We start from the raw sequence: 20,757 nt of genomic DNA, 5'->3' as shown, positions 1-20,757 counted from the left end.
CGGACGGAAAGCCTCTCGGCGGATCCGCTACACCCCCAGTGCGCCCGACAAGAAATCACGTGGTCATGTGGTCACGTGCGCGTGCCGCCGCTGTCCGCGTGCCGTCAGAAGGGGTCTGCCTTGCCACGTATTGCCCGCGCCTTCACCGCCACTGCCCTGCTGACCCTGCTCACCACCGGACTCGCCGCTCCCGCACACGCCGCGGGGGCGGACACCGGCGTTCGCACGGGTGGCACCACGGGTAGGACCACTGCCCAACCGATGATGTTCGATGTCATTCCGCGCTGGGCCCTCGCCCTGGGCATCGACACCATCAGCGCCGCAGGCGTCGCCACCGTCGCGATGGAAGGTATCGGCACCACGGGTCCGGCCTGCGTCCAGACTCACGCCGGTGTCCCGAGCACTGCCTGCGCCACCGTCGGCGACCGGTCCAAGTTGGTCAGCATCGATGAGCTACAGGTCGGCTCCGGCAGTCCCGGCTAGCCGCCTCCACCGGGCCGGGCCCTGCAGAGGACCCGGCCCGGTCCGCGTTCTTCCCGCCCGCACCGCACGCACCGCAGCCGGTCAAGGCACAAGCACGACCTTGCCGCGGACGCGGCCGGTCTCGCTGAGTTCGTGCGCCTTGGCCGCATCGCTCAGGGGCAGTACCTCCTGCACGACCGGACGCAGGGATCCCTGTTCCACCAGGCCGGCGAGGCCCTCCAGATCGGCCCGGGTCGGTTCGAGGTAGTACTCGACGAACCGCAGGCCGGCCGCCTCCGCCTGCGCCTTCACCGCCGTGCGGTCGACTCCGACGCCCACGACGTCGATGAGGATGCCGCCCGGGGCGAGCGTGGTCAGCGACCTCGGACCGTAGTCGTAGCTGATCGTGTCGATGACGACGTTCACCTTCCGTACGGTCGTGAAGTCGGTCGCCGTGTAGTCGATGAGTTCGTCCGCGCCGAGGCCCCGCAGGAACTCGTGGTTGACCGCGCGCGACGTGCCGATCACGTGCGCGCCGCGCGCCTTGGCGACCTGTACGGCGAGGTGGCCGACGCCGCCCGCGGCGCCGTGGACGAGGACGCGCTGCCCGGGGCGCACCTGGGCGATGTTCACCAGCGTCTGCCAGGCGGTCAGCCCGGCGATGGGGAGCGCGGCGGCGTGGACGTGGTCGATGGCGGCCGGCTTGGCGGTGACGGCGTCCTCGGGGACGAGTACGTAGTCGGCGTTGGCGCCGTTCGGCATGGCCGCCCATCCGAACACCTCGTCGCCGGGCCGGACTCGGCCCCCGGATCCGCCGGCTTCGGCCACTACGCCGCTGAAATCGTGGCCGAGGACGAAAGGCGGGTCGCCGAACCACCGTACGTGGCCGGAGCGGACCTTCCAGTCCGCCGGATTGACGGCTGTGGCACGTACCCGCACCAGGATTTCGCCGGAGCCGGGGACAGGCCGGCCGGCCTCCGCGACCTCCAGGACTTCCGGGCCGCCGAGGGAACGTTGGGTGATGACTCGCATGCGTTCATCTTTAAACGGCTGGTATCCACCGTAAAGTAGGCACTTTCCAGGAAGGTAGGTACCTGATGGATACTGACTGCCCGTCCCGGACGGTGGTCGAGGTGCTGGCCAACAAGTGGGTGCTGTACGTGCTCGGTTCGCTGCGGGAGCACGCCGGGCCGATGCGGTTCAACCAGCTGGGCCGCGCCCTGCCCGGCGTCACGCAAAAAATGCTGACGCAGACACTCCGGACACTGGAGCGCGACGGCCTGGTCTCACGGAAGGTCTACCCGACGGTTCCGCCGCGCGTGGAGTACGGCCTGACGCCGCTCGGCTGCGAGGCGGCCCTGTTGTCCGTGGCGATCGGCGAGTGGGCGCTCTCCCACGTAGGACAGATCCTCGCCGCGCGGGAGTCCTTCGCCGCGGCCGCAACCACCACTCCCGAGCCGCTCGACTGACCGCTCAGGCCATCTCGGCCTGTACGGGCAAGGTGCCCAGAGGAGCGCCGTCCGACGGCGGGGGCGGCCACGATGCGGGCATCGACGTGCGTGACGTGCGTGACGTGCATGAAGCCGCTCCGCTTGAGCAGGTCAGCCCGCAGCCCAGGTGGTGGGCGTGCGCTCTCTTCCGTCATCGCGCTGCGCCCCCGGTAGGGGCCCGAAACCGGTTGCCCCCGCTCGCCGCTGGGCAGAGCCTCTGCGGGCCCGGTTCGGCGGGTCGTTCAGGGAGTGGGACGGAAGGTGAGCCAGATGGTACTTCTCGACATGCAGCTCATGGAGTCCGCCACGGCCGCGAGGCAGGGCCCGGGGTTCGGGGCCGGCACCGGGCCCAACAGCGACCTCAGCCTGCTCCTCTGCCACGAAGGGGACCAGTGACGGGCGAGTGACAGCGGTGCGGCACCCGGGCCCCCGGGTGCCGCACCGCCCCACCACCGCAAGCGCTCAGGCGGCACCGGCGCTCCGGGGCTCGCCGGACTCTCCCCCGGTGCCGTCCAGCTCCCAGCCGCGGATGGTGCAGAACACGATCAGGACGCTCCCGCAGAAGAGCGCCCAGTCGGCCAGGTTCATCACGCTGAAGCCGCGGACGGAGATGAAGTCGACGACCGCGCCCTCCAGGCCGCCGGGCGCGCGGAAGAGCCGGTCCGTCAGATTGCCGAGTGCGCCGCCGAGAAGCAGGCCCAGGGCCATCGCCCACGGGACGCTGTAGAGCTTGCGCGCGAGGCGGGCGATCGCCACGGCCACGCCCGCGGCGACCAGCGTGAACACGATGGTCGTCGTCTCGCCGATGCCGAACGCCGCACCGGAGTTGCGCATCACCCGCAGCTCCAGCCACGTGCCGATCACCTGGACGGCGGGGCGGTTCTCCAGCTCGGCGACCACGGCCAGTTTGCTGCACAGGTCGATCAGGTAGGAGAGCCCCGCCACGGCGAGAAGCAGCGAGACCCTCCGCCCGCCCCCACCACGTATGCCTGAAGCGCCACCCGGCTCGCTCATGTTCCCTCACCCCGAAGTCGTCGTCCGGTCCCGGTCGCACCGCGGGACCGCCCCGTCCACCAGCCTACGGATGACTCCGCCGGCCCATGCCCGGGAGGACGTCCGTTGTCAGGGCAGGACCTCCAACTGGACCGCGTTGCCGCCTTCTCGGAGGCCGGAGGTGAGGCAGCCCGTGGACAGTTCACGGGTCGGCCCGGTGACGGTTCGCCGTGCGGGATGCCCCTTGCCGCGTCCTTCGGTGACCCGGCCCGTCTGGACGAGGGCCAGAACGCCGGCGGCACGAAGGATGGTGGCGCTGTCGTAGACGATCAGCGACCGGCGACCGTCGGCGTACTGGACGGTCTCCTCTCCGCGTCCGCCGGACAGCGTGAGGCAGGCCGCCGCCGGCGAGACCCCGTCGAAGGAGCCGGTGGCCGGGACCGTACGGCCGGGTCCGACGGCGCAGGAGGTGTACGTGACGTCCGCGTGGACACGGGTCGACCGGGGTTCGAGGGTGAGCGGTGGGTCGTAGTGGCTCCGGCTGCTGCCCGTGCAGAGGAAACCGCCCTCATGTCTGTCCGTCCCGGCCCGGCCCATGGGTGCCCACACCAGCGACGAGCCCACCAGAAGCAGGGAACCCAGCGTCACTGCCGCACCGCGCTTACCGAACACATGCCCTCCAGCACGTCCTGTACCGCTCTCGGCTACCGGCCCTTGGCTACCCGGAGACTCATCCGCTGCCCCGGCGCCTCGAAGCGCCCCGCCCGCGCACGGCCCGTCCGGCGCGCGGTCGCGCGCACCTTTCCCCCCGCCCGTCCGGTCCCGTCGGCCCCGGTCGCATGGGTCCCGGGAGGCGCCGGGTAGGAAGCGCCGACGGCGAGTCACCGCCGGGCACGACGCGATCAAGAAGCGATCAGACACGACCAGGACGCCGGCACGCGATCAAGAGGAGATCTTCCGTGAGCCCTACGCCCGCCGCAGCCGAAGCCGAAACCGAAGCCGCGACCGCCGCGCGAGGACGCGTCTTCGCCATGATGGACGCGGACGGGGACGGGGTCATCGCGGCGCACGACTACCTCTCCCGGGTCGACCGGGCCGTCCGGGCGACGGAGCGCACAGAGGACGATCCGCTCGTCGTCGCCGCCCGCGCCGAAGCCCACAAGGCGTGGGGGGCGATGGACGCCGACGGCGACGGGAAGCTGACCTTCGACGAGTACAACGCATGGGTGGGCGCCGACAAGTTCGACAACGTCTGCCGGTTCGCCCTCGGCGCGCTCTTCGACCTCGCCGACGCCGACGGGGACGGCGCCCTCGGCAAGACCGAATTCACGCTCCTGCGCACCGCGCTGAACAATCCGCCCGGAAACGCCGCCGCCGCGTTCGACGCGCTGGATGCCGACGGCGACGGCCGGGTCGGCCGCGACGCGTACCTGGCGTCGATCCGCGCCTACATCGTCGGCGACAGCTCCCCGATGGGCGAGGCCCTGTACTAGACCGACCTGATACGAGACGAACCGCCGCCGCCCCTCAGGACTCCCGTCAGGACTCCCGTCAGGACTTCCGCGCGACCGCCGTCTGTGCCATGCCCGGCAGGAAGTCCGTGAACAGTTCGTGGATTTCGAGGACGAGCGGGCGGAGGACCCGGAAGCGGGCCAGGGAGATGCCGCGGGTGGTCAGGCGGGCGCCGCGGCCGGCGAGGCGGCGGGTGCGTTCGCGGTCGGGCGAGCGGTCGAAGACCCAGTAGAGGACGAGGCCCATCTGGGAGAGCCACATCAGCTCGGGGAGGACCTCGCGCAGCTCGGCCGGGACCTTGGCCTTGGCGCCGGCGAGCACCTCGCGGTGGACGTCGATGGCCGCTTCCCGCGCGTGCTCGGACTCGGCGGAGAACGGGCTGAGCGGGGAGTCCGGGTCTGCGGCGTTCTTGAAGAACTGGGCCGCGAACTCGTGGTACGGCGCGGCCACGTCCAGCCAGGCTTGCAGCACGCCGGCGAGCCGCGCCTCCAGGTCGGTCTCCCGGTCCAGCACCGCGCGGGCCGCCGCCTGGTGCTCGGCGGCGATCCGGTCGTAGAACCCCTGGATCAGGTGTTCCTTGCCGGCGAAGTAGTAGTACGCGTTGCCGACGGAGACCCCGGCCTCCTGGGCGATGGCCCGCATGGTGGTCTTGTCGTAGCCGCGCTCCTGGAAGAGCCGCAGCGCGGTCTCCAGGATCAGGGTGCGAGTCTGCTCGCTCTTCGCAGGCCGGGGCTCGTTCTCTGCTGCTGGCACGGTGGAGAGCCTAAAGGGTCTTCTTGAAGCGGAACTGGGTGGCCGTGTCCCCGGACGGCTTGATGAACAGGCCGTCGCGGGCGCGCTCGCCCGCGATCGACACCTCGTACGTCTCCCCGGCCTCGTTCTCGATCCGGATCCGCTGGTGGCCGAGCTTGGGTTTGCTCTTCAGGGACCAGGTGCCGCTGCCGGTGAACCAGGCGGTGGCCCGCTCGTCGTCGTCCTCCGCGAAGGAGGTGGGGAGGCGGGCGGCGGTGAGCGTGCCGTCCTCGCGCAGGGTCAGTTCGGCTCCCTCGCGGCTGCGCCACGAGCCGATCACGTCCGCGCGCTCCGCCGAGCCGGCGGGCGGGCTGAGGAGGACGACCAGGGCGGCCAGCGCGGCCACGGCGCCGAAGGCGGCGAGGCCGACGACGCTACGCATCCTGAGCATCGCAGCCCCCTCCGTCGCACACCGGAGGAGAGACGTACGTCCAGCCGCCGACCGGCTGGTACACCCAGCCGCTCGCCCCGGGCGCGGGCGCCTGCCACCGCGTACCCCGGTACTTGGCCGCGGCCAGCACCGCCCCGCGCGCGAAGCGGAGGCCGGACGGGGTGCTGATCCTGTGGGCGAGCGGGCGGTACGCGGAGAGCGCCCACAGGCAGACGACCCAGGCGGAGGCGCCCCGGTAGACCTGCCCGCCGTCGCCGACGACGGTGATCTCCTCGTACGCGGCGGCGTGGTCGAGCTCGGGGAAGCGGCGCCGGGCCTCGGCCGACCCGACCGGTACGAGGTCGAGCGGCACGAGCTGCCGCTGCTTCGCCAGCCAGTTGCGGACGAAGACGCAGAGGGCGCACTGCGCGTCGTAGAGGACGGTGAACCGGCGGACCGGGGCGCTCCGGAGAGCGGCGGCGCCCCGGTCGTCGGCTACGGCGGTGGCGGTGGCCATCGGGCTCAGCGCCCGCCGGCCGGCGAAGCCGGCGCGGTCCACGGGCCCTGCTGCCCCGCGTAACCCTGCGGCGCGACCGGCGGGACCTGCTCCCGGTCCATCAGGCCGCGGCGGCGGAACCGGTTCAGGACGTAGACGTTGCCGAGGTGCATCGCGCCGAGCACGAGGAGGACGACGCCGAGGTTGCGCGACAGCACCTCGAAGACGCCGCGGGCGTCGGCGACCGTGGTGTCGTCCCTCAGGTAGAGGGCGATGAAGCCGAGGTTCACCAGGTAGAAGCCGACCACCAGCAGGTGGTTCACGGCGTCCGCGAGCTTCTCGTTGCCGTGCAGGACGTCGGCGAGGAAGACGCGGCCGTTGCGGCTGAGCGTGCGCGCGACCCAGACCGTGAGGCCGAGGCTGATCACCAGGTAGACGGCGTACGAGACAACGGTGAGATCCACGTTCCCCACCCCTTCTTGAACGTGTTCAAAAGCTTTGGTGCCCGTGACTGTAGACCTGTTTTTGAACACGTTCAAGCCGAAGCCGGAAGCAGTCGGCCCTCAGCCGGAAGCACCCCTGCCCCGGCTGGAACCGGCCGAGTGCCGCACACCACGCGCAATGCCATGCTGGGACCGGGAGTCACACCTCCACCGGATGCACTGGCGCATCCCGCCCCCAGGGAAGCCGCATGAGCAGCAGAACTTTCGGACCGGCACCGCACCGGAGCACCCCGGCGACACAGGAGCGACGGGCCACCGCACGAGCTTCCCTGAGGTCCCGGGGCAGGCCCCGCGGCTCATCGGGCCAAGCCCTCGACAGCAACACCCGACAGCTGTTCGAGTCGCGCTTCCGCTACGACTTCAGCCGGGTAAGGGTTCACAGCCGGCAGGAAGAGGCGGAATCAGCCGTGACCCTGGACGCCTCGGCGTACACGTTCGGCAGGGACATCGTGTTCGCCCCCGGCCGGTACCAGCCGGGCACCGACGCCGGCCGCCGGCTGCTGGCGCACGAGCTCGCACATGTGATCCAGCAGGGCGCGCAGACCGCCACGTCCCTGCCGGCCTTGGAGGTGAGCAGGGCGGATGACACCGGCGAGCGGGCGGCCGAGCGCGCCGCGGAAGCGGTCACGCACCCCGGCTACTCACGATCAGCCGCCCCCGGCGACGGCCGTGCCGATGCCGTCGCCTCCTTGACCCGGCAAGGGCTCGCGATCCAGCGGGCCATCACGCCGGAGGACGTGTCCGCCGAGATGGCCGGACGGCGTTTCCAGCTCACCCAGGCCTTCTCCGCCAACGGGGTGCCGCTGCCCGCGGGGACCGCAGTGACGGTGGTCACCTGGTTCAACCTCACGGAGACAGTCGTGGCCACTGCCGCGGGAGTACCGGGCGCTTTCGACGTTCCCAAGCGACTCCTCGCGCCGAGCCGGACGGCGGTCCCCGGGATGGACCCCTACAGCAGCGGCGTAGCGGCCCAGGCGGCCACGGTGGAGAAGAGCGAGACCGAACTCGCGGACTGGGAGGCGAAGAAGGGGCAGTTCAAGACCCCCAAGGCTGTGGAGACGTTCGAGAAGGAGCGCCTGCGCCGTGAGGACATGCTCGCCAAGCGGCGCAAGGTACTCAACCGCAGACTCATTCAGGAGACGATGTTCAACCGCTTCGACAAGAAGATCAAGGAAGAGGTCGACGCGGCGAACGCAGCGCACGGGCTCACGGGCCGGGATGCGCTCGACCCCAATCTGGTCAAGTCGATGTTCTTTCAGGAGACCCAGCTCGGCACAGCAGGAGTCCACCTCGAAGTACCCCCGAGCCATCCGACGAAGACCCGCTTCAACCTGGCCCAGGTCATCGACTCCTCCGGTCTGGCACTGCTCACCCTCTTGGAGGCCGAACATCCCGCCGTGGTCGCCAGCTTCTCGCTCGGCGGGCTGCGCACGGACCTGGCCGCCGCACAACGCGAGCTCGTCCAACTGACCGGGAAGACGAACAGAACCGCGGCCGAAAACACCCGGCTGGCGACCCTGCAAGGGCTGTCCAGGCAGAACTGGGAACCGTTCATCTGGGGGTACAAGGCCGCGGGTGCCTCCACCGGATTCGCCGATGCGATCGCCGCCTTCTTCGCCCCTGCCGCCGGCGGCACCCCGCGCAACGAGGACTACGACTTCTGGATCCACATCGCCGTGTTCTGGCTCTTCAAGAAGCACCGGTCAGGGATGAGCTGGCCCGATGCCATCAAGGCGTACAACGGCTCGGGCACTGCGGCGGAGCACTATCGCGACGCCGTCGTGAACAGGGCCGCCGGCGCGAAGCAGGCGGGCGCGGGCGGCGGCTTCGTTCCGGGCGGAATCTGAGCGCGGCTGCCGGAAGTGCACCGGCGAGTCACTCCTGCGGTGCCACCGCCACCGGGCACGCCGCGTGGTGCAGCGCCGTGTGGCTGACGCGGCCGAGCTGGAGGCCGAAGCCGCGGCGGCGGCGTACGGAGCCGACGACCAGCAGGTCCGCCGTCCCCGACGCGTCGATGAGCGCCTTGCGGGCGTGCCCCTCGTAGACGGTGCTGTGCACGGTGACGTCCGGGTACGCGCGCTGCGGCTCGCGCAGGGCCTCGGTCAGCTCGCGCCCGGCGAGCTCCTCGTGCGCGATGGCGTCGTCGCTGGGCAGCGGGTAGTGGTCCGCCGACTGGTGGGCGGGATGCCGCCAGGCCCGTACGGCCTCGACGCCGCAGCCGCGCGCGGCGGCCTCGCGGAGGGCGAAGCGGAGGGCCGCCGGGGCCTCCTCGGGGTCGCCGACGCCGACGACGATCCGGCCGTACTCGCCGCGGACGTTCCGCTCGCCGCCCCGTACGACGACCACCGGGCAGTGGGCGCGGGCCGCGACCGAGAGGCTGACCGAGCCGAGGAGCAGGCCGGTCAGCGTGCCGCGGCCCGACGGGCCGGTGACGAGCGCGACGGCCCGGCGGGACTCGTCCAGCAGGGCGTTCAGCGGCTCCTCCGGGAGCACGTCCGCCTCGGCCACGAGGCCCGGGTCGCGCTTCCGGGCGCGCAGCTCGGCCACGGCGATGACGCGCTCCTCGGCGACCGCCTCCGGGGAGGGCTCGTCGCCGGACGGCAGGCGGGTCTCGTAGCGCTCCCAGCGGGAGGCGTAGACGATGCGCAGCCGCACGCCGTGGCGGCCGGCGGCGTCCACGGCCCAGTCCAGGGCCTGCATGCTGCCCGGGGACCCGTCGACGCCCACGACCAGGGGCGGCTGCATCGTCGTCGTCACAACATCACCATGGCACCGGCTGTGCCGCAGCTCACCTCTATAGGTCCGTTCGGGGTGCCTGAGCAGCGACTACGCGGGGCGAAGTGTCAGGATGAGGGCATGACGACCAAGGTTTACTTCGACATCACCATCAACGACGAGCCCGCCGGGCGCATCACCTTCAACCTCTTCGAGGACGTCGTCCCGAAGACCGCGGAGAACTTCCGCGCCCTCTGCACCGGCGAGAAGGGCTTCGGCTACGCCGGCTCCTCCTTCCACCGCGTCATCCCGGACTTCATGCTCCAGGGCGGCGACTTCACCGCCGGCAACGGCACGGGCGGCAAGAGCATCTACGGCGAGAAGTTCGCCGACGAGAACTTCAAGCTCAAGCACGACCGCCCGGGCCTGCTGTCGATGGCCAACGCGGGGCCGAACACCAACGGCTCCCAGTTCTTCGTGACGACCATCGTGACGGGCTGGCTGGACGGCAAGCACGTCGTCTTCGGCGAGGTCGCCGACGAGGCGAGCATGCAGCTCGTCAAGAAGATCGAGTCGCTCGGCTCCCAGAGCGGCAAGACCGCCGCGAAGATCACCATCGCCGAGTCCGGCCAGCTGTAAGCCCGCGCGCTCCGTTCCGGCCGCTGCCCACCACCGACCGGTGGGCGGCGGCCGGCGGAGCCGGGTTCCGAAGGCCCGCCGTGCCGCGGGCCTTCCCCCTTCACCCCTTCCCGGGCATCCTCATGCGCGCCCCACGTCCTCACGTCCTCGCGCGCACCACCGGAACCGGCTCCGTCCGAGGAGCCGGCTGCATCCGAGAGGAACAGCCATGGGAACGGGAACCATCCATCGTGCGCTCCGCCCACTGAGCGCCCTCGTGCTCGTGACCGGCGCGTTCTTCGCCACCTCGTCGGCAGCCGCCGACAACGCCCGGGAAGCGCAGCCCCGGGCCAGACCGGCCGCCGCGGCCGCCGGGTTCGAGATCATGTCGAACCTCAACAACAGATGCCTCAACGTCGCCCACTTCAACACGGGGAACGGCGCCTCCGTGCAGACGTACGACTGCAACGGCAACCCCAGTGAACGCTGGACCGAGAACGGCAGCGAGATCCGCAGCGACCTCAGCAGCAAGTGCCTCGACCTGGCCATCGGCAACGGCGACAACGGCGCCACGGTCCAGATGTACGACTGCGTCGGGCTCAAGCAGCAGGGCTGGCACTGGAGCGGCAACGAGATCCACACCGACCTCAACCACCGCTGCCTGACCATCACGGACGCGAACTGGTGGCAGGGCGCCTCGGTCACGGTCCGTGACTGCGTCGCCGGCGGAGCCGCCCACCAGCAGTGGCACAAGGCCTGACCTGGCTCCGGGATCCGGTCGACGGCAGCAACCGGGCCCGGCGGCCCCCTCAAGCCCGCCGGCCCCGGCTCCGCGCACCGCCTCCCCCTCTGCCTCCTACCAGCTCGACTTTCGTACGCCCGGGAGGTGACCCGCGTGGGCCTCCTTGCGGAGGTTGACGCGGCTCAGGCCGAACGTGCGGAAGTAGCCGCGCGGGCGGCCGTCCGCCGAGTCGCGGTTGCGGACGCGCGTGGCGCTCGCGTCGCGCGGCTGGCGGTGCAGTTCGCGGGCGGCGGCCTGCCGTTCCTCCTCCGGGGTCTGCGGGTTGCGGATGACGGCCTTGAGGAGGGCGCGCCGGGCCGCGTAGCGGGCCACTGTCAGGCGGCGCTGCTCGTTCTTTGCGATCTTGCTCTTCTTCGCCATCAGGCTGTGACCTTCCGTCCCTTCAGACCTTCTCGCCGCGCGCCCGGATGCGGGCGACCGCGGCCTCGATGCCGATCGCGTCGACCGTCCGGATGCCCTTCGCGCTGAGCCGCAGCCGTACGTGGCGGCCCTCGCCGGGGAGCCAGTAGCGCTTGGTCTGGATGTTGGGGTCGAAGCGCCGGGACGTACGGCGGTGCGAGTGCGAGATGGCGTTGCCGAAGCCGGGCTTGCGGCCGGTCAGCTGGCAGTGCGCGGACATCCGCGGAACCTCCTAATGAAAATGGAAACCATTTCTGTATAGTAGCCCCCATGGCCCGCAACGAGCTACGCCCCGTCATCAAGCTCCGGTCCACCGCCGGCACCGGATTCACCTACGTCACCCGCAAGAACCGCCGTAACGACCCCGATCGCATGCAGCTGCGGAAGTACGACCCCGTCGCCCGCCGCCACGTCACCTTCCGAGAGGAGCGCTGACCCGCCATGAAGCCCGGAATCCACCCGCCCTACGGCCCCGTCGTCTTCCGCGACCGCGCGGCCGGATTCGCCTTCCTCACCCGCTCGACCGCCACCAGCGAGAAGACCGTCGAGTGGGAGGACGGCAGGACGTACCCCGTCATCGACGTCGAGATCTCCTCGGCGAGCCACCCCTTCTACACCGGTACGGCCCGGGTCCTGGACACGGCCGGACGCGTCGAGCGCTTCGAGCGCCGTTACGGCCGCAGCGACGGCAACAGCAACAACGGCAGCAGCAACGGCAAGCGTGGAGGCCCGCGGTGACCGCGCCGCACCCCCTGTCCGTAGCCCTGGTGGGCGGTCTGCACGCGGACGCCCGCCGGGCCGCGGTCGAGCACCTCCTCGGCACCGTCCCCGGCAGCGTCGCCCTCCACCACGACCTGGCCACCGCCGCCACCGGAACGGTCCGCCGGACCGTACGGGACCGCACCGGCGTCCTCGACGAGGGAGAGGCCCCGCTCGCCAACGACTGCGCCTGCTGCGCCCTGCGCGAGGACCTCATGCCCGAGCTGGAGCGGCTCGCCGCGGCCGGCACCTGCCGGCTCGCCGTCGTCGAACTGTGGGACTCCGTCGAACCCAAGGCCATGGCCGAGGTCGTGGCCGCCCACGCGGGCGAGGACCTGCGCCTCACCGGCGTGATCACCGCCGTCGACCCCGCCCTCGTCCTGCCCGCCCTCGGCTGCGGCGACGACCTCGCCGAGGCCGGGCTGGCCGCCGCGGCCGGCGACCAGCGCACCGTGGCCGACACCTTCGCCCGGCAGCTGGAGTACCCGACGGTGCTGGCACTGGCGGAAACGACGGCCGAAGAAGACGACAGGCGCACCGCCTTCGGCGAGCCCGTCGCCCCCGCCGACGCCGCCGACCACGCCCTCCTCGCCCAACTCGCCCCCACCGCACGCCGCATCCCCGCCGACTCCGTCGAGCTCGCGGCCGCCGCGGTCGCCGGCTTCGACGTGGAGGCCGCCGCGGCCCGCCAGCACCCCGCCTGCGCGCTGCTGCCGCAGGAAGCCGACACGGACGGCGTCACCACGCTCGTGTGGCGCGCCCGCCGCCCCTTCCACCCGGGCCGCTTGTACGCCGCGCTGGAGGACCTGTGCTGCGCCGCCGCGCGCAGCCGCGGCCGGTTCTGGCTCGCCGACCGGCCGGACACGCTGCTCGCGTGGGACGCCGCGGGCGGTGCGCTGTGCGTCGAGAGCGCCGGGCCGTGGCTCGCCGCACTGCCGGACGCCGCCTGGGACATGGCGCCGCCGGACCGGCGCGTGGCCGCCTCCCTCGACTGGGACCCCGAGCACGGCGACCGCCTCCAGCACCTCACCTTCACCTCCCCCGGGCTCGACGGCGCCGGGCTGCGCGAGCTGCTGGCGTCCTGCCTGCTCACCGACGCCGAATACGCGGGCGGGCCCGGCGCCTGGCGGCGGCTCCCGGCCGCATTCGACGCACTGCTCGATCCCGTTTCCTGACGCCCCGCAAGAACCGGCGCACACGCAAGCACTTCAAGGACTTTCCATGACCCGCCACCCCGACCGCCGCAAGAACCTCAAGCCCCGTCCCAATCCCCTGGAAACGGCGGGCATCACGTATATCGACTACAAGGACACCGATCTCCTGCGGAAGTTCATTTCGGACCGGGGGAAGATCCGCAGCCGGCGGGTGACTCGCGTCACCGTCCAGCAGCAGCGCGCCCTGGCCCGGGCGATCAAGAATGCCCGCGAGATGGCACTCCTGCCGTATGCCGCGAGGGGCAAGTAGCCGACACATTCATTGAAACGCCTGGTCACGATGGTGTAGTCACGCTGAAGAAGTACGGGAACACCGTAAGTGCACGTGCATTCGCTCATGCAGAAGCATGTGAACGCAGCTATGATCCGGGAGTAGTTGTCAACCCCACCATTCGCCGCCGGGCGGTACGGGGTGCCCTGCAATTCTCCGGGAGAGTCCTGTGCCTCACGCGTACAACGGCCGCGCGTACAACGGCATGGCCGCCGCGGACCTCGACGGCGTCGTCTGGCGGAAGAGCCGGCACTCCAACTCCCAGGGCTCGTGCGTGGAGTTCGCCAAGCTGCCGGGCGGTGGAGTCGCCGTACGCAATTCCCGTCACCCGGACGGACCGGCGCTCGTCTACACCCCGGCGGAGATCGATGCGATGCTGCGCGGGATCAAGGACGGCGAATTCGACTATCTGGTGACCGACTGATCCGGTAGTCGGATCCGGTAGCCGATCCGGCAGCAGGGCTCCAGCGCGCCCCGGCGGAAAAGCCCTACGCGTGCTGCTCCCGCCGGCCCTGGCAGAAAGGCCCTACGCGTGCTGCTCCCGCGGCAGCCGGAACAGCGCCCATACGACCTTCCCGTGCAGCGCCCCCGCCAGCGGATGCCAGCCCCACGTATCGCTGAAGGACTCCACGAGGAAGAGCCCCCGCCCGCACTCCGCCGACGCGTCCGCCTCGCCCGCCGTCGGGCTCTGCTCGCTCGGGTCGCGCACGGCGCACACGAGCCGCGACGTCCACCGCATGAGATGCAGCCGCACCGGGGGCTCGTAGGCGCCGCCGGATATCGGCTCGGGGGGCAGGGCATAGCGCAGGGAGTTGGTCACCAGCTCCGAGACGACCAGCGCCACGTCGTCGAAAAGGCCGCCCAGGCCCCACCCCTGAAGGGTCGTTCTGGTGAACGTGCGGGCCGTCCGGACCGCTTCGAAGCGGGGCGGGAGCGCGCAGGATGCCGAGTTGGAGACGGCCGATGGGGCGATCGGTGGCAGCCCTCGCCACAGGGGAGAGAGCACAGTCGATCCTTCGGTACCCATCCGAGGCACTCCTGGCAATCGTGGACGTGACACGCACGTGTGCGTTCCCCATCGTTCCCAATGCGCGTGGCGGATGCAAGGGCAGATGCACGTGCACATGGGGGGTTTGGGGGCGCACGTTCGCGTCCGTCCGCAATTCTTCCTACGCCCTCTTCCGTACGGCCTCCGACCTACTCCCCTCCGGGTAGCCGGATGCACACTCAATGCACACTCAACGAGGCCCGGAGATGGCAGACTTCACCGCCGGGGGTTGCGGGGGTCGCCCCCGGAGAGGGCGAGAGCGGCGAGAGCGACAAGCCGGGAACGGAACCGGAAGAGGAGGAGTCGCAAAGATGGCCACGAGCGAGTCGAGCGGTTCTGTGGTGCGCCGCATACTCCTGGGCTCACAGCTCAGGCGGCTGCGTGAGTCGCGGGGCATCACCCGCGAGGCAGCCGGTTACTCGATCCGCGCCTCCGAGTCGAAGATCAGCCGTATGGAGCTGGGCCGGGTGAGCTTCAAAGCGCGCGACGTGGAAGACCTCCTGACGCTCTACGGAGTCACCGACGAGCTGGAGCGCGAGGCGCTGCTCGGGCTCGCCCGCGAGGCCAACGTCGCCGGCTGGTGGCACAGCTACGGCGACGTGCTGCCGGGCTGGTTCCAGACGTACGTCGGGCTGGAGGGCGCCGCCTCGCACATCGGGATCTACGAGGTGCAGTTCGTGCACGGGCTGCTCCAGACGGAGGGGTACGCCCAGGCCGTCGTCGTGCGCGGCCAGCCCGCGGCCGACGAGGCGGAGGTCGAGCGGCGCGTCTCGCTGCGCATGGAGCGCCAGAAGCTGCTGTTCTCGGAGCGCGCCCCGCACTTTCACGCCGTCCTCGACGAGGCCGCGCTGCACCGCCCGTACGGCGGCGAGGCCGTCATGCGCGGCCAGCTCCAGCACCTCATGGACATCTCCGAGCAGGCCAATGTCACGCTGCAAGTGATGCCCTTCGCGCACGGCGGGCACGCGGGCGAGAGCGGCGCCTTCACCATGCTCCGCTTCCCCGAGTCGGACCTGTCGGACGTGGTCTACCTGGAGCAGCTCACGAGCGCGCTCTACCTCGACAAGCCCGACGAAGTGGCGCAGTACGGAAGGGTGATGGAGCGGCTGCACGAGGACAGCCTCTCGCCACTGGCCACCCGCGACCTGCTGAGGCGGCTGCTCCAACTCATGTGACACATCAGTACGATGACGTCCCATCAGGAGCGCGTTCCGGTTCGGGCGCACGCGTGCGCCCCCGTATCTCCAGGCAGGGATGGCACATGTCCTACTTCGAAGAATTGGCCTTCCAGTACATCGACGGCGAGTGGCGGTCGGGCACCGGCTCCTGGGACATCGTCGACTTCAACCCGTACAACGGGGAGAAGCTCGCCTCCATCACCGTCGCCGGCGTCGCCGAGATCGACCAGGCCTACCGGGCCGCCGAGCGCGCCCAGCCCGCGTGGGGCGCCACCAATCCGTACCGCCGCCGGCTGGTCTTCGAGCGCGCGCTGCGCATCATCGACGACCGGGAGGCTTCGCTTACCGCCGCGATCACCGCGGAGTGCGGCGGCACGGCGCTGAAGGCGGCGTTCGAGCTGCACCTGGTGCGCGAGTTCCTGCGCGAGGCGATCCACCTCGCGCTGCGGGCGGAGGGCCGGATCCTGCCGTCGCCCGACGACACCAAGGAGAACCGGCTCTACCGGGTGCCGGTCGGGGTCGTCGGGGTGATCAGCCCGTTCAACTTCCCCTTCCTGCTGTCGCTCAAGTCCGTCGCGCCGGCGCTCGCGCTCGGCAACACGGTCGTCCTCAAGCCCCACCAGAACACGCCGATATGCGGCGGCGGGCTGGTCGCCAAGGTCTTCGAGGAGGCGGGGCTGCCGGCCGGCGTCCTCAACGTCGTCGTCACCGACATCGCGGAGATCGGCGACGCGCTCATCGAGCACCCGGTCCCGAAGGTCATCTCCTTCACGGGCTCCGACAAGGTCGGGCGCCACGTGGCCACGGTCGCCGCCGGCCACTTCAAGCGCACGATCCTGGAGCTCGGCGGGAACAGCGCGCTGATCGTCCTCGAAGACGCCGACCTCGACTACGCGGTCGACGCGGCGGTCTTCAGCCGTTTCATCCACCAGGGGCAGGTCTGCATGGCCGCCAACCGGGTGCTCGTGGACCGCTCGGTGGAGCAGGAGTTCACCGAGAAGTTCGTCGCCAAGGTCAGGAGCCTCAAGGTCGGCGACCCCGGCGACCCCGCCACCCACATCGGCCCCCTCATCCACGCCGGGCAGGCGGAGGCCATCGGCGCGCTCGTCGAACAGGCCGTCGCGGACGGCGCGACCGCGCTCGTACGGGGCGGGGCCGAGGGTACGCTCGTCTCGCCGTCCGTGCTGACCGGCCTGAAGGCCGACGCGGCCATTCTCGGCCAGGAGATCTTCGGCCCGGTCGCGCTGATCATCCCCTTCGACGGGGAGGAGGAGGCGATCCGGCTGGCGAACGCCACCCCGTACGGGCTGAGCGGGGCCGTCCACACGGGGGACGTCGAGCGCGGCGTGCGGGTGGCCAAGCGCATCGACTCCGGGATGATCCACGTGAACGACGGGACCGTCCACGACGAGCCGATCGTGCCCTTCGGCGGGGAGAAGGCGTCGGGGGTCGGGCGGCTGAACGGGGACGCGATGGTGGACGCGTTCACGACGACGAAGTGGATCTCGATCCAGCACGGGCGGACGAGGTTCCCGTTCTGAGTTCTGAGTTCTGAGTTCTGAGGGGTGTTGTAGGACAGAATCCGACCTCATTCAGTCCTAGCCTGATTCCCTCACGACGGACCGAAAACGATGGGGGAACACCATGCCCACTCACGTGGTCGAGAAGAACGTCACCGACGAGCGCGGCACGCTGCTGGCCTTCGTGGAGGCTCAGCGGGGCGGGCTGCGCAGAGCACTGCTCGGGCTGACCGACGAGCAGGCGGCGCTCAAGCCGAGCGCGAGCGAGCTGTCCCTCGGCGGGCTCGTCAAGCACGCGGCGCAGGCCGAGCGGAACTGGCTGCTGCTGGCACAGGGCCGGGGCGAGGAGACCGGGCACGACGAGTCGAAGTGGGCCGACGGCTTCCGCCTCCTGGAGGGCGAGACGGTCGCGGGGGCGCTCGCCCACTGGGAGAAGGTCGCCGCGGAGACGGAGGAGTTCATCCGCTCCGTGCCCAGCCTGGAGGACACGTTCCCGCTGCCCGCCGCGCCGTGGTTCCCGGCGGACAGCCGGGTGTCGATGCGGTGGCTGCTCCTGCACCTGATCGAGGAGTTCGCGCGGCACGCGGGGCACGCCGACGTCATCCGCGAGTCGCTCGACGGGAAGACGGCGTTCGAGCTGGTGGCGCTCGCGTCCGGGGACGAAGAGGTCTGACGGGATCCGACGGATTCTGACGGAAAAGGTCTGATCGGCCCCCCGGCCACGTTCCACCTACTCTGTCAAGCGGAGACAACGGAGCAGGTGGAACGAGGGGAGCTGAGGGCGCGATGTCCGCGATCCGGCTGCTGGTCCTGGGCTCCGTGCGCCGGCACGGGCGGGCGCACGGCTACCAGGTCCGCGGCGACCTGGAGCTGTGGGGCGCGCACGAGTGGTCCAACGCCAAGCCCGGCTCGATCTACCACGCGCTCAAGGCGATGGCGAAGCAAGGCCTGCTCATCGCCCACGACACGGCCCCGAGCGAGGCCGGCGGCCCTCCCCGTACGGAGTACGAAGTGACGCCGGACGGCGAGGCGGAGTACTTCCGCCTGCTGCGGCACGCCCTCTCCGCCCACGACGAGAAGACCGACGTCCTCACGGCCGGGGTGGGCTTCCTCACCGACCTGCCGCGCGCCGAGGCCGTCGCCCTGCTGCGGCAGCGGATCGCGGCCCTGGAGGAGTGGCGCGAGGAGATCCGCCGCCACTGGACCCCGGCGGAGGGCGAGGACTGGGGCCACATCTCCGAAATCATGGGCCTGTGGATCCACACGGCGGAAACGGGCGACGCGTGGACCCGCGGCCTGGTCGAGCGGCTGGAGGCGGGGGCGTACGAGATGGCGGACGAGCGGGTCACACCTCGATGAGGCTGCGCAGGTCGATCTCGATGGGGAAGGGGACGTCGGTCTTGAGGATGTGGGTGTGGGTGGGGCGGTCGGGGGCAGGTGCATAGACACCGGCTTCGGGGTGCAGCCAGAACTCGTGCACCCTGGGGATGTCGTCCTCCCCTCGTTCGACGCGCCAGTAGTAGTTGATACAGGCCTCGGCGTACATACCCGGCTTCGAGAAGCGGTCTTCCCTGCGTGATCCCGGGGACACGACCTCAATGGCGAGGGCGACCTTCTCGACAGGGATGCAATCCAGAGTGCGGATATCGAGCCCGATCTTGTCGAAGACCACGGCATCCGGCTTCGGCACGTTGTGCTCGTCAATGAAGACCGGCTGCTCCAGATTAACGGCAAAAGGCTCGCGCCTGACGCTCTCCAAACAGAAGTACAGTCGGTCCCGAACGCGGTTGTGCCACCACTTGGTTGCTCCTCGTACCACGATGTTCCCATCCAGAAGTTCCCAGTCGAACGGCAGGACCAGTTCCTTCACCTGGTCGTACGTCCAGCCGTCCGCCGGCGGGTACATCCAGTTCTCCGGGGTGGCCCGCTCCTGCTGCTCATGCCTGGCTTCTGCGGCCATCACTGCTCCCATGGGCGAAATGGTGTGCGACATCGCGGTCACTTCTCCTGCCTACGACGGTAGTGCCCTCCCTATGGGTGAGGACCGACCGTTTCCTCATGTCGCGAGCAGAGCACGTGTGCTAGCGACACAGGTTCACGAAGCGATCTAGAGGTGCTAGCTTCTTTCCTAGAAGCCCTAGGAAAGAAGGGATGCACCCATGGTCCGCGCAGGACTCACCGCCGCCAAAGTGACCGCCGCCGCCGCCGAGATGGCCGACGAGGCCGGGCTCGACAGCGTCACCGTGTCCGCGCTCGCGCGCCGGCTCGGCGTGAAGGACGCGAGCCTGTACTCGCACGTGAAGAACCTGCGCGACCTGCGCGTCCGCATCGGGCTGCTGGGCTCCGAGGAGATGACCGACCGCATCGGCGCGGCGGTCGCGGGGCGCGCCGGCAAGGACGCGCTCGTCGCCTTCGCCGACGCCTACCGGGGCTACGCCCTCGGCCACCCCGGCCGCTACGCCGCGACGCAGATGCGGTTCGAGCCGGAGGAGGTCGCCGGCTCCGTCGGCTTCCGCCGCAGCATCGAGCTGACCTACGGCATGCTGCGCGCCTACGACCTCGCCGAACCGGACCTGACCGACGCGGGGCGCCTGCTGCGGAGCACGTTCCACGGCTACATCCACCTCGAACTCGGCGGCGGCTTCGGCCACTCGCGCGACGTCGGGGAGTCCTGGGCGCGCTCGCTCGACGCGCTCCACCGGACGCTGGAGAACTGGCCCGCCCGCGAGACCGGGAGCAAGTGATGACCGAGCCGAAGACCGGCACCCTCGACGTCCCCGGCGCCACCCTCCACTACGAGAAGCGCGGCAGCGGCCCGCTCCTGCTGCTGATCCCCGGCGGCGGCGCTGACGCCGGGATGTTCACGGCCATGGCGCCCGCCCTGGCCACGCGCCGCACCGTGGTCTCCTTCGATTCGCGCAGCATGTCGCGCAGCCCGCTGCACGGCCCCCTCGCCGACCAGCGGGTGGAGGTGTGGAGCGACGACGCGTACCGGATGCTCGAACTGTTCTCGCCGGACGAGCCCGCCGACGTGTTCGGGTGCAGCGCGGGCGCGATCGTCGCGCTCGACCTGCTGGCCCGGCACCCGGAGCGGCTGCGCCGCGTCATCGCCCACGAACCGCCGCTCGTGGAGCTCATGGCGGACCCGGCCACGTACCGCGCCCTCTTCGCCGAGGTGCGAGAGACGCTCCGCGCGGAGGGCCTCGGCGCGGCGATGGCCCGGTTCAGCGAGGGGCTCGGCGGGGACGAGCCGCCGGATCAGCCGGCCGAACTGCCGCCCGCGGTCCAGGAGATGGCGCCCCGGATCTTCGCCAACCTCCCGGTCTTCCTGGAGCACGTCCTGGGCCCGTTCTCCTCGTGGGCCCCGGATGTCGCCGCCCTCCGCGCCGTCGCTCACCGGCTGGTCCCGGCGGCGGGCGGCGAGTCGCGCGGCCTGCCGCTCTACGGGCCCGCCGCCCGGCTGGCGGAGCTGACCGGCAGCCCGCTGGCGGAGTTCCCGGGCGGTCACCTGGGCGTCACCGAACGCCCGGAGGAGTTCGCCGGGCATCTGCTGGCCGAGCTCGCGGGGACGGCCCGGCCGGGCTCACCCGCAACGGCCTGAGCACACGCCCCGGC

At 70.9% G+C, this 20,757-nt stretch carries 30 protein-coding genes; 18 read left to right on the top strand and 12 right to left on the bottom strand.

Annotated elements, in window-relative coordinates:
• Nucleotides 1-120: 120 nt before the first annotated feature.
• Nucleotides 121-483, top strand: a complete 363-nt coding sequence (locus tag D7231_RS12840; protein ID WP_147449711.1) for a hypothetical protein — start codon at nt 121-123, stop codon at nt 481-483.
• 81 nt (nt 484-564) lie between these two features.
• Here the strand turns inward: D7231_RS12840 and D7231_RS12835 are convergent, their stop codons facing one another.
• Nucleotides 565-1,494: an NADP-dependent oxidoreductase gene (locus D7231_RS12835; RefSeq protein WP_120755478.1), complete on the bottom strand. Its 930-nt coding sequence runs from the start codon at nt 1,492-1,494 to the stop codon at nt 565-567.
• A gap of 65 nt (nt 1,495-1,559) precedes the next feature.
• On the opposite strand from D7231_RS12835, the gene D7231_RS12830 reads away from it, so the two are divergent.
• A complete protein-coding gene (locus D7231_RS12830; protein ID WP_120755476.1) occupies nt 1,560-1,931 on the top strand; it encodes a winged helix-turn-helix transcriptional regulator in 372 nt (123 codons plus the stop codon).
• Between the two features lie 291 nt (nt 1,932-2,222).
• Nucleotides 2,223-2,348, top strand: coding sequence for a SapB/AmfS family lanthipeptide (locus tag D7231_RS12825; RefSeq protein WP_147449710.1), 126 nt, complete (start codon nt 2,223-2,225; stop codon nt 2,346-2,348).
• A gap of 66 nt (nt 2,349-2,414) precedes the next feature.
• On the opposite strand, the gene D7231_RS12820 is transcribed toward D7231_RS12825, so the two are convergent.
• Together D7231_RS12820 and D7231_RS12815 are read right to left on the bottom strand one after the other, a co-directional pair.
• Nucleotides 2,415-2,966 carry a signal peptidase II gene (locus D7231_RS12820; protein ID WP_120755472.1) on the bottom strand — a complete coding sequence of 184 codons (552 nt, stop codon included), beginning with the start codon at nt 2,964-2,966 and terminating at the stop codon, nt 2,415-2,417.
• Nucleotides 2,967-3,074: 108 nt separating this feature from the next.
• A complete protein-coding gene (locus D7231_RS12815) occupies nt 3,075-3,593 on the bottom strand; it encodes a hypothetical protein (RefSeq protein WP_120755471.1) in 519 nt (172 codons plus the stop codon).
• Between the two features lie 311 nt (nt 3,594-3,904).
• Between D7231_RS12815 and D7231_RS12810 the strand changes: the two genes are divergently transcribed.
• Nucleotides 3,905-4,438: an EF-hand domain-containing protein gene (locus D7231_RS12810; RefSeq protein ID WP_338419853.1), complete on the top strand. Its 534-nt coding sequence runs from the start codon at nt 3,905-3,907 to the stop codon at nt 4,436-4,438.
• A 58-nt stretch (nt 4,439-4,496) separates the two neighbouring features.
• Here D7231_RS12810 and D7231_RS12805 read toward each other — a convergent pair whose 3' ends face one another.
• From D7231_RS12805 to D7231_RS12790, 4 genes are read right to left on the bottom strand one after another with little or no spacing between them, the layout of a single operon-like run.
• The gene (locus D7231_RS12805; RefSeq protein ID WP_120755469.1) at nt 4,497-5,210 is read right to left on the bottom strand and encodes a TetR/AcrR family transcriptional regulator; all 714 of its coding nucleotides are present in this window, start codon (nt 5,208-5,210) and stop codon (nt 4,497-4,499) included.
• A 10-nt stretch (nt 5,211-5,220) separates the two neighbouring features.
• Nucleotides 5,221-5,631: a hypothetical protein gene (locus tag D7231_RS12800; protein WP_120755467.1), complete on the bottom strand. Its 411-nt coding sequence runs from the start codon at nt 5,629-5,631 to the stop codon at nt 5,221-5,223.
• Nucleotides 5,624-6,136, bottom strand: a complete 513-nt coding sequence (locus D7231_RS12795) for a thiol-disulfide oxidoreductase DCC family protein (protein ID WP_120755613.1) — start codon at nt 6,134-6,136, stop codon at nt 5,624-5,626. The genes D7231_RS12800 and D7231_RS12795 overlap by 8 nt, the downstream gene beginning before the upstream one ends.
• A gap of 5 nt (nt 6,137-6,141) precedes the next feature.
• Nucleotides 6,142-6,579, bottom strand: a complete 438-nt coding sequence (locus D7231_RS12790; protein ID WP_120755612.1) for a hypothetical protein — start codon at nt 6,577-6,579, stop codon at nt 6,142-6,144.
• A gap of 227 nt (nt 6,580-6,806) precedes the next feature.
• On the opposite strand from D7231_RS12790, the gene D7231_RS12785 reads away from it, so the two are divergent.
• Entirely contained in the window at nt 6,807-8,465 is a 1,659-nt protein-coding gene (locus tag D7231_RS12785) for an eCIS core domain-containing protein (protein ID WP_120755465.1), read from the top strand.
• 28 nt (nt 8,466-8,493) lie between these two features.
• Here D7231_RS12785 and D7231_RS12780 read toward each other — a convergent pair whose 3' ends face one another.
• Complete coding sequence (locus D7231_RS12780; protein WP_324196876.1) at nt 8,494-9,375, bottom strand: universal stress protein; 882 nt, start codon at nt 9,373-9,375, stop codon at nt 8,494-8,496.
• Between the two features lie 99 nt (nt 9,376-9,474).
• Here D7231_RS12780 and D7231_RS12775 point away from each other — a divergent pair, with 99 nt between their 5' ends.
• Nucleotides 9,475-9,972 carry a peptidylprolyl isomerase gene (locus tag D7231_RS12775; protein WP_120755463.1) on the top strand — a complete coding sequence of 166 codons (498 nt, stop codon included), beginning with the start codon at nt 9,475-9,477 and terminating at the stop codon, nt 9,970-9,972.
• A 208-nt stretch (nt 9,973-10,180) separates the two neighbouring features.
• Nucleotides 10,181-10,711, top strand: a complete 531-nt coding sequence (locus D7231_RS12770) for an RICIN domain-containing protein (RefSeq protein WP_120755461.1) — start codon at nt 10,181-10,183, stop codon at nt 10,709-10,711.
• 96 nt (nt 10,712-10,807) lie between these two features.
• On the opposite strand, the gene rpsN is transcribed toward D7231_RS12770, so the two are convergent.
• Entirely contained in the window at nt 10,808-11,113 is a 306-nt protein-coding gene (gene rpsN, locus D7231_RS12765) for a 30S ribosomal protein S14 (protein ID WP_120755459.1), read from the bottom strand.
• A 22-nt stretch (nt 11,114-11,135) separates the two neighbouring features.
• On the bottom strand, nt 11,136-11,372 hold the full coding sequence (gene rpmB, locus D7231_RS12760; RefSeq protein ID WP_120755457.1) for a 50S ribosomal protein L28: 237 nt from the start codon (nt 11,370-11,372) through the stop codon (nt 11,136-11,138).
• Nucleotides 11,373-11,422: 50 nt separating this feature from the next.
• Here rpmB and rpmG point away from each other — a divergent pair, with 50 nt between their 5' ends.
• The 5 genes from rpmG (at nt 11,423) to D7231_RS12735 (ending at nt 13,820) form a co-directional block, all read left to right on the top strand.
• A complete protein-coding gene (gene rpmG, locus D7231_RS12755; protein ID WP_120755455.1) occupies nt 11,423-11,587 on the top strand; it encodes a 50S ribosomal protein L33 in 165 nt (54 codons plus the stop codon).
• Nucleotides 11,588-11,593: 6 nt separating this feature from the next.
• Nucleotides 11,594-11,890 carry a type B 50S ribosomal protein L31 gene (locus D7231_RS12750; protein ID WP_120755453.1) on the top strand — a complete coding sequence of 99 codons (297 nt, stop codon included), beginning with the start codon at nt 11,594-11,596 and terminating at the stop codon, nt 11,888-11,890.
• Complete coding sequence (locus tag D7231_RS12745; protein WP_241999678.1) at nt 11,887-13,086, top strand: CobW family GTP-binding protein; 1,200 nt, start codon at nt 11,887-11,889, stop codon at nt 13,084-13,086. The genes D7231_RS12750 and D7231_RS12745 overlap by 4 nt, the downstream gene beginning before the upstream one ends.
• Nucleotides 13,087-13,132: 46 nt before the next feature.
• The gene (gene rpsR / locus D7231_RS12740; protein WP_120755451.1) at nt 13,133-13,375 is read left to right on the top strand and encodes a 30S ribosomal protein S18; all 243 of its coding nucleotides are present in this window, start codon (nt 13,133-13,135) and stop codon (nt 13,373-13,375) included.
• Nucleotides 13,376-13,601: 226 nt separating this feature from the next.
• Entirely contained in the window at nt 13,602-13,820 is a 219-nt protein-coding gene (locus D7231_RS12735) for a DUF397 domain-containing protein (RefSeq protein ID WP_194960818.1), read from the top strand.
• A gap of 102 nt (nt 13,821-13,922) precedes the next feature.
• Here D7231_RS12735 and D7231_RS12730 read toward each other — a convergent pair whose 3' ends face one another.
• Nucleotides 13,923-14,423 carry an ATP-binding protein gene (locus D7231_RS12730; protein ID WP_120755447.1) on the bottom strand — a complete coding sequence of 167 codons (501 nt, stop codon included), beginning with the start codon at nt 14,421-14,423 and terminating at the stop codon, nt 13,923-13,925.
• Between the two features lie 332 nt (nt 14,424-14,755).
• On the opposite strand from D7231_RS12730, the gene D7231_RS12725 reads away from it, so the two are divergent.
• The 4 genes from D7231_RS12725 to D7231_RS12710 all read left to right on the top strand — a co-directional run bounded on the left by D7231_RS12725 (nt 14,756) and on the right by D7231_RS12710 (nt 18,501).
• On the top strand, nt 14,756-15,619 hold the full coding sequence (locus tag D7231_RS12725) for a helix-turn-helix domain-containing protein (RefSeq protein WP_106674434.1): 864 nt from the start codon (nt 14,756-14,758) through the stop codon (nt 15,617-15,619).
• A gap of 86 nt (nt 15,620-15,705) precedes the next feature.
• A complete protein-coding gene (locus D7231_RS12720) occupies nt 15,706-17,163 on the top strand; it encodes an aldehyde dehydrogenase family protein (RefSeq protein ID WP_120755445.1) in 1,458 nt (485 codons plus the stop codon).
• 103 nt (nt 17,164-17,266) lie between these two features.
• Entirely contained in the window at nt 17,267-17,815 is a 549-nt protein-coding gene (locus tag D7231_RS12715) for a DinB family protein (RefSeq protein ID WP_120755443.1), read from the top strand.
• A gap of 113 nt (nt 17,816-17,928) precedes the next feature.
• Nucleotides 17,929-18,501: a PadR family transcriptional regulator gene (locus D7231_RS12710; protein ID WP_120755441.1), complete on the top strand. Its 573-nt coding sequence runs from the start codon at nt 17,929-17,931 to the stop codon at nt 18,499-18,501.
• On the opposite strand, the gene D7231_RS12705 is transcribed toward D7231_RS12710, so the two are convergent.
• Nucleotides 18,488-19,135, bottom strand: a complete 648-nt coding sequence (locus D7231_RS12705) for a Uma2 family endonuclease (RefSeq protein ID WP_241999694.1) — start codon at nt 19,133-19,135, stop codon at nt 18,488-18,490. The two genes, D7231_RS12710 and D7231_RS12705, sit on opposite strands and share 14 nt — an antisense overlap.
• 166 nt (nt 19,136-19,301) lie before the next feature.
• Between D7231_RS12705 and D7231_RS12700 the strand changes: the two genes are divergently transcribed.
• A complete protein-coding gene (locus tag D7231_RS12700) occupies nt 19,302-19,886 on the top strand; it encodes a TetR-like C-terminal domain-containing protein (protein WP_120755439.1) in 585 nt (194 codons plus the stop codon).
• The gene (locus tag D7231_RS12695; protein ID WP_120755437.1) at nt 19,886-20,743 is read left to right on the top strand and encodes an alpha/beta fold hydrolase; all 858 of its coding nucleotides are present in this window, start codon (nt 19,886-19,888) and stop codon (nt 20,741-20,743) included. Before D7231_RS12700 ends, D7231_RS12695 begins: the two co-directional genes overlap by 1 nt.
• The last annotated feature ends 14 nt before the right edge of the window (nt 20,744-20,757 follow it).

The organism is Streptomyces klenkii, assembly GCF_003626645.1.
Taxonomy (GTDB): domain Bacteria; phylum Actinomycetota; class Actinomycetes; order Streptomycetales; family Streptomycetaceae; genus Streptomyces; species Streptomyces klenkii.
The sequence above is the reverse complement of the archived record's forward strand: the minus strand, read 5'-3'. Positions and strand labels throughout refer to the sequence as shown.

What these genes read in the sequence shown, in the direction of transcription:
- D7231_RS12835 (WP_120755478.1), bottom strand. Translation starts at nt 1,494, where the DNA reads ATGCGAGTCATCACCCAACGTTCCCTCGGCGGCCCGGAAGTCCTGGAG.
- D7231_RS12830 (WP_120755476.1), top strand. Translation starts at nt 1,560, where the DNA reads ATGGATACTGACTGCCCGTCCCGGACGGTGGTCGAGGTGCTGGCCAAC.
- D7231_RS12825 (WP_147449710.1), top strand. Translation starts at nt 2,223, where the DNA reads ATGGTACTTCTCGACATGCAGCTCATGGAGTCCGCCACGGCCGCGAGG.
- D7231_RS12820 (WP_120755472.1), bottom strand. Translation starts at nt 2,966, where the DNA reads ATGAGCGAGCCGGGTGGCGCTTCAGGCATACGTGGTGGGGGCGGGCGG.
- D7231_RS12800 (WP_120755467.1), bottom strand. Translation starts at nt 5,631, where the DNA reads ATGCGTAGCGTCGTCGGCCTCGCCGCCTTCGGCGCCGTGGCCGCGCTG.
- D7231_RS12795 (WP_120755613.1), bottom strand. Translation starts at nt 6,136, where the DNA reads ATGGCCACCGCCACCGCCGTAGCCGACGACCGGGGCGCCGCCGCTCTC.
- D7231_RS12785 (WP_120755465.1), top strand. Translation starts at nt 6,807, where the DNA reads ATGAGCAGCAGAACTTTCGGACCGGCACCGCACCGGAGCACCCCGGCG.
- D7231_RS12775 (WP_120755463.1), top strand. Translation starts at nt 9,475, where the DNA reads ATGACGACCAAGGTTTACTTCGACATCACCATCAACGACGAGCCCGCC.
- D7231_RS12770 (WP_120755461.1), top strand. Translation starts at nt 10,181, where the DNA reads ATGGGAACGGGAACCATCCATCGTGCGCTCCGCCCACTGAGCGCCCTC.
- rpsN (WP_120755459.1), bottom strand. Translation starts at nt 11,113, where the DNA reads ATGGCGAAGAAGAGCAAGATCGCAAAGAACGAGCAGCGCCGCCTGACA.
- rpmB (WP_120755457.1), bottom strand. Translation starts at nt 11,372, where the DNA reads ATGTCCGCGCACTGCCAGCTGACCGGCCGCAAGCCCGGCTTCGGCAAC.
- rpmG (WP_120755455.1), top strand. Translation starts at nt 11,423, where the DNA reads ATGGCCCGCAACGAGCTACGCCCCGTCATCAAGCTCCGGTCCACCGCC.
- D7231_RS12750 (WP_120755453.1), top strand. Translation starts at nt 11,594, where the DNA reads ATGAAGCCCGGAATCCACCCGCCCTACGGCCCCGTCGTCTTCCGCGAC.
- rpsR (WP_120755451.1), top strand. Translation starts at nt 13,133, where the DNA reads ATGACCCGCCACCCCGACCGCCGCAAGAACCTCAAGCCCCGTCCCAAT.
- D7231_RS12735 (WP_194960818.1), top strand. Translation starts at nt 13,602, where the DNA reads ATGGCCGCCGCGGACCTCGACGGCGTCGTCTGGCGGAAGAGCCGGCAC.
- D7231_RS12730 (WP_120755447.1), bottom strand. Translation starts at nt 14,423, where the DNA reads ATGGGTACCGAAGGATCGACTGTGCTCTCTCCCCTGTGGCGAGGGCTG.
- D7231_RS12725 (WP_106674434.1), top strand. Translation starts at nt 14,756, where the DNA reads ATGGCCACGAGCGAGTCGAGCGGTTCTGTGGTGCGCCGCATACTCCTG.
- D7231_RS12720 (WP_120755445.1), top strand. Translation starts at nt 15,706, where the DNA reads ATGTCCTACTTCGAAGAATTGGCCTTCCAGTACATCGACGGCGAGTGG.
- D7231_RS12715 (WP_120755443.1), top strand. Translation starts at nt 17,267, where the DNA reads ATGCCCACTCACGTGGTCGAGAAGAACGTCACCGACGAGCGCGGCACG.
- D7231_RS12710 (WP_120755441.1), top strand. Translation starts at nt 17,929, where the DNA reads ATGTCCGCGATCCGGCTGCTGGTCCTGGGCTCCGTGCGCCGGCACGGG.
- D7231_RS12705 (WP_241999694.1), bottom strand. Translation starts at nt 19,135, where the DNA reads ATGTCGCACACCATTTCGCCCATGGGAGCAGTGATGGCCGCAGAAGCC.
- D7231_RS12700 (WP_120755439.1), top strand. Translation starts at nt 19,302, where the DNA reads ATGGTCCGCGCAGGACTCACCGCCGCCAAAGTGACCGCCGCCGCCGCC.
- D7231_RS12695 (WP_120755437.1), top strand. Translation starts at nt 19,886, where the DNA reads ATGACCGAGCCGAAGACCGGCACCCTCGACGTCCCCGGCGCCACCCTC.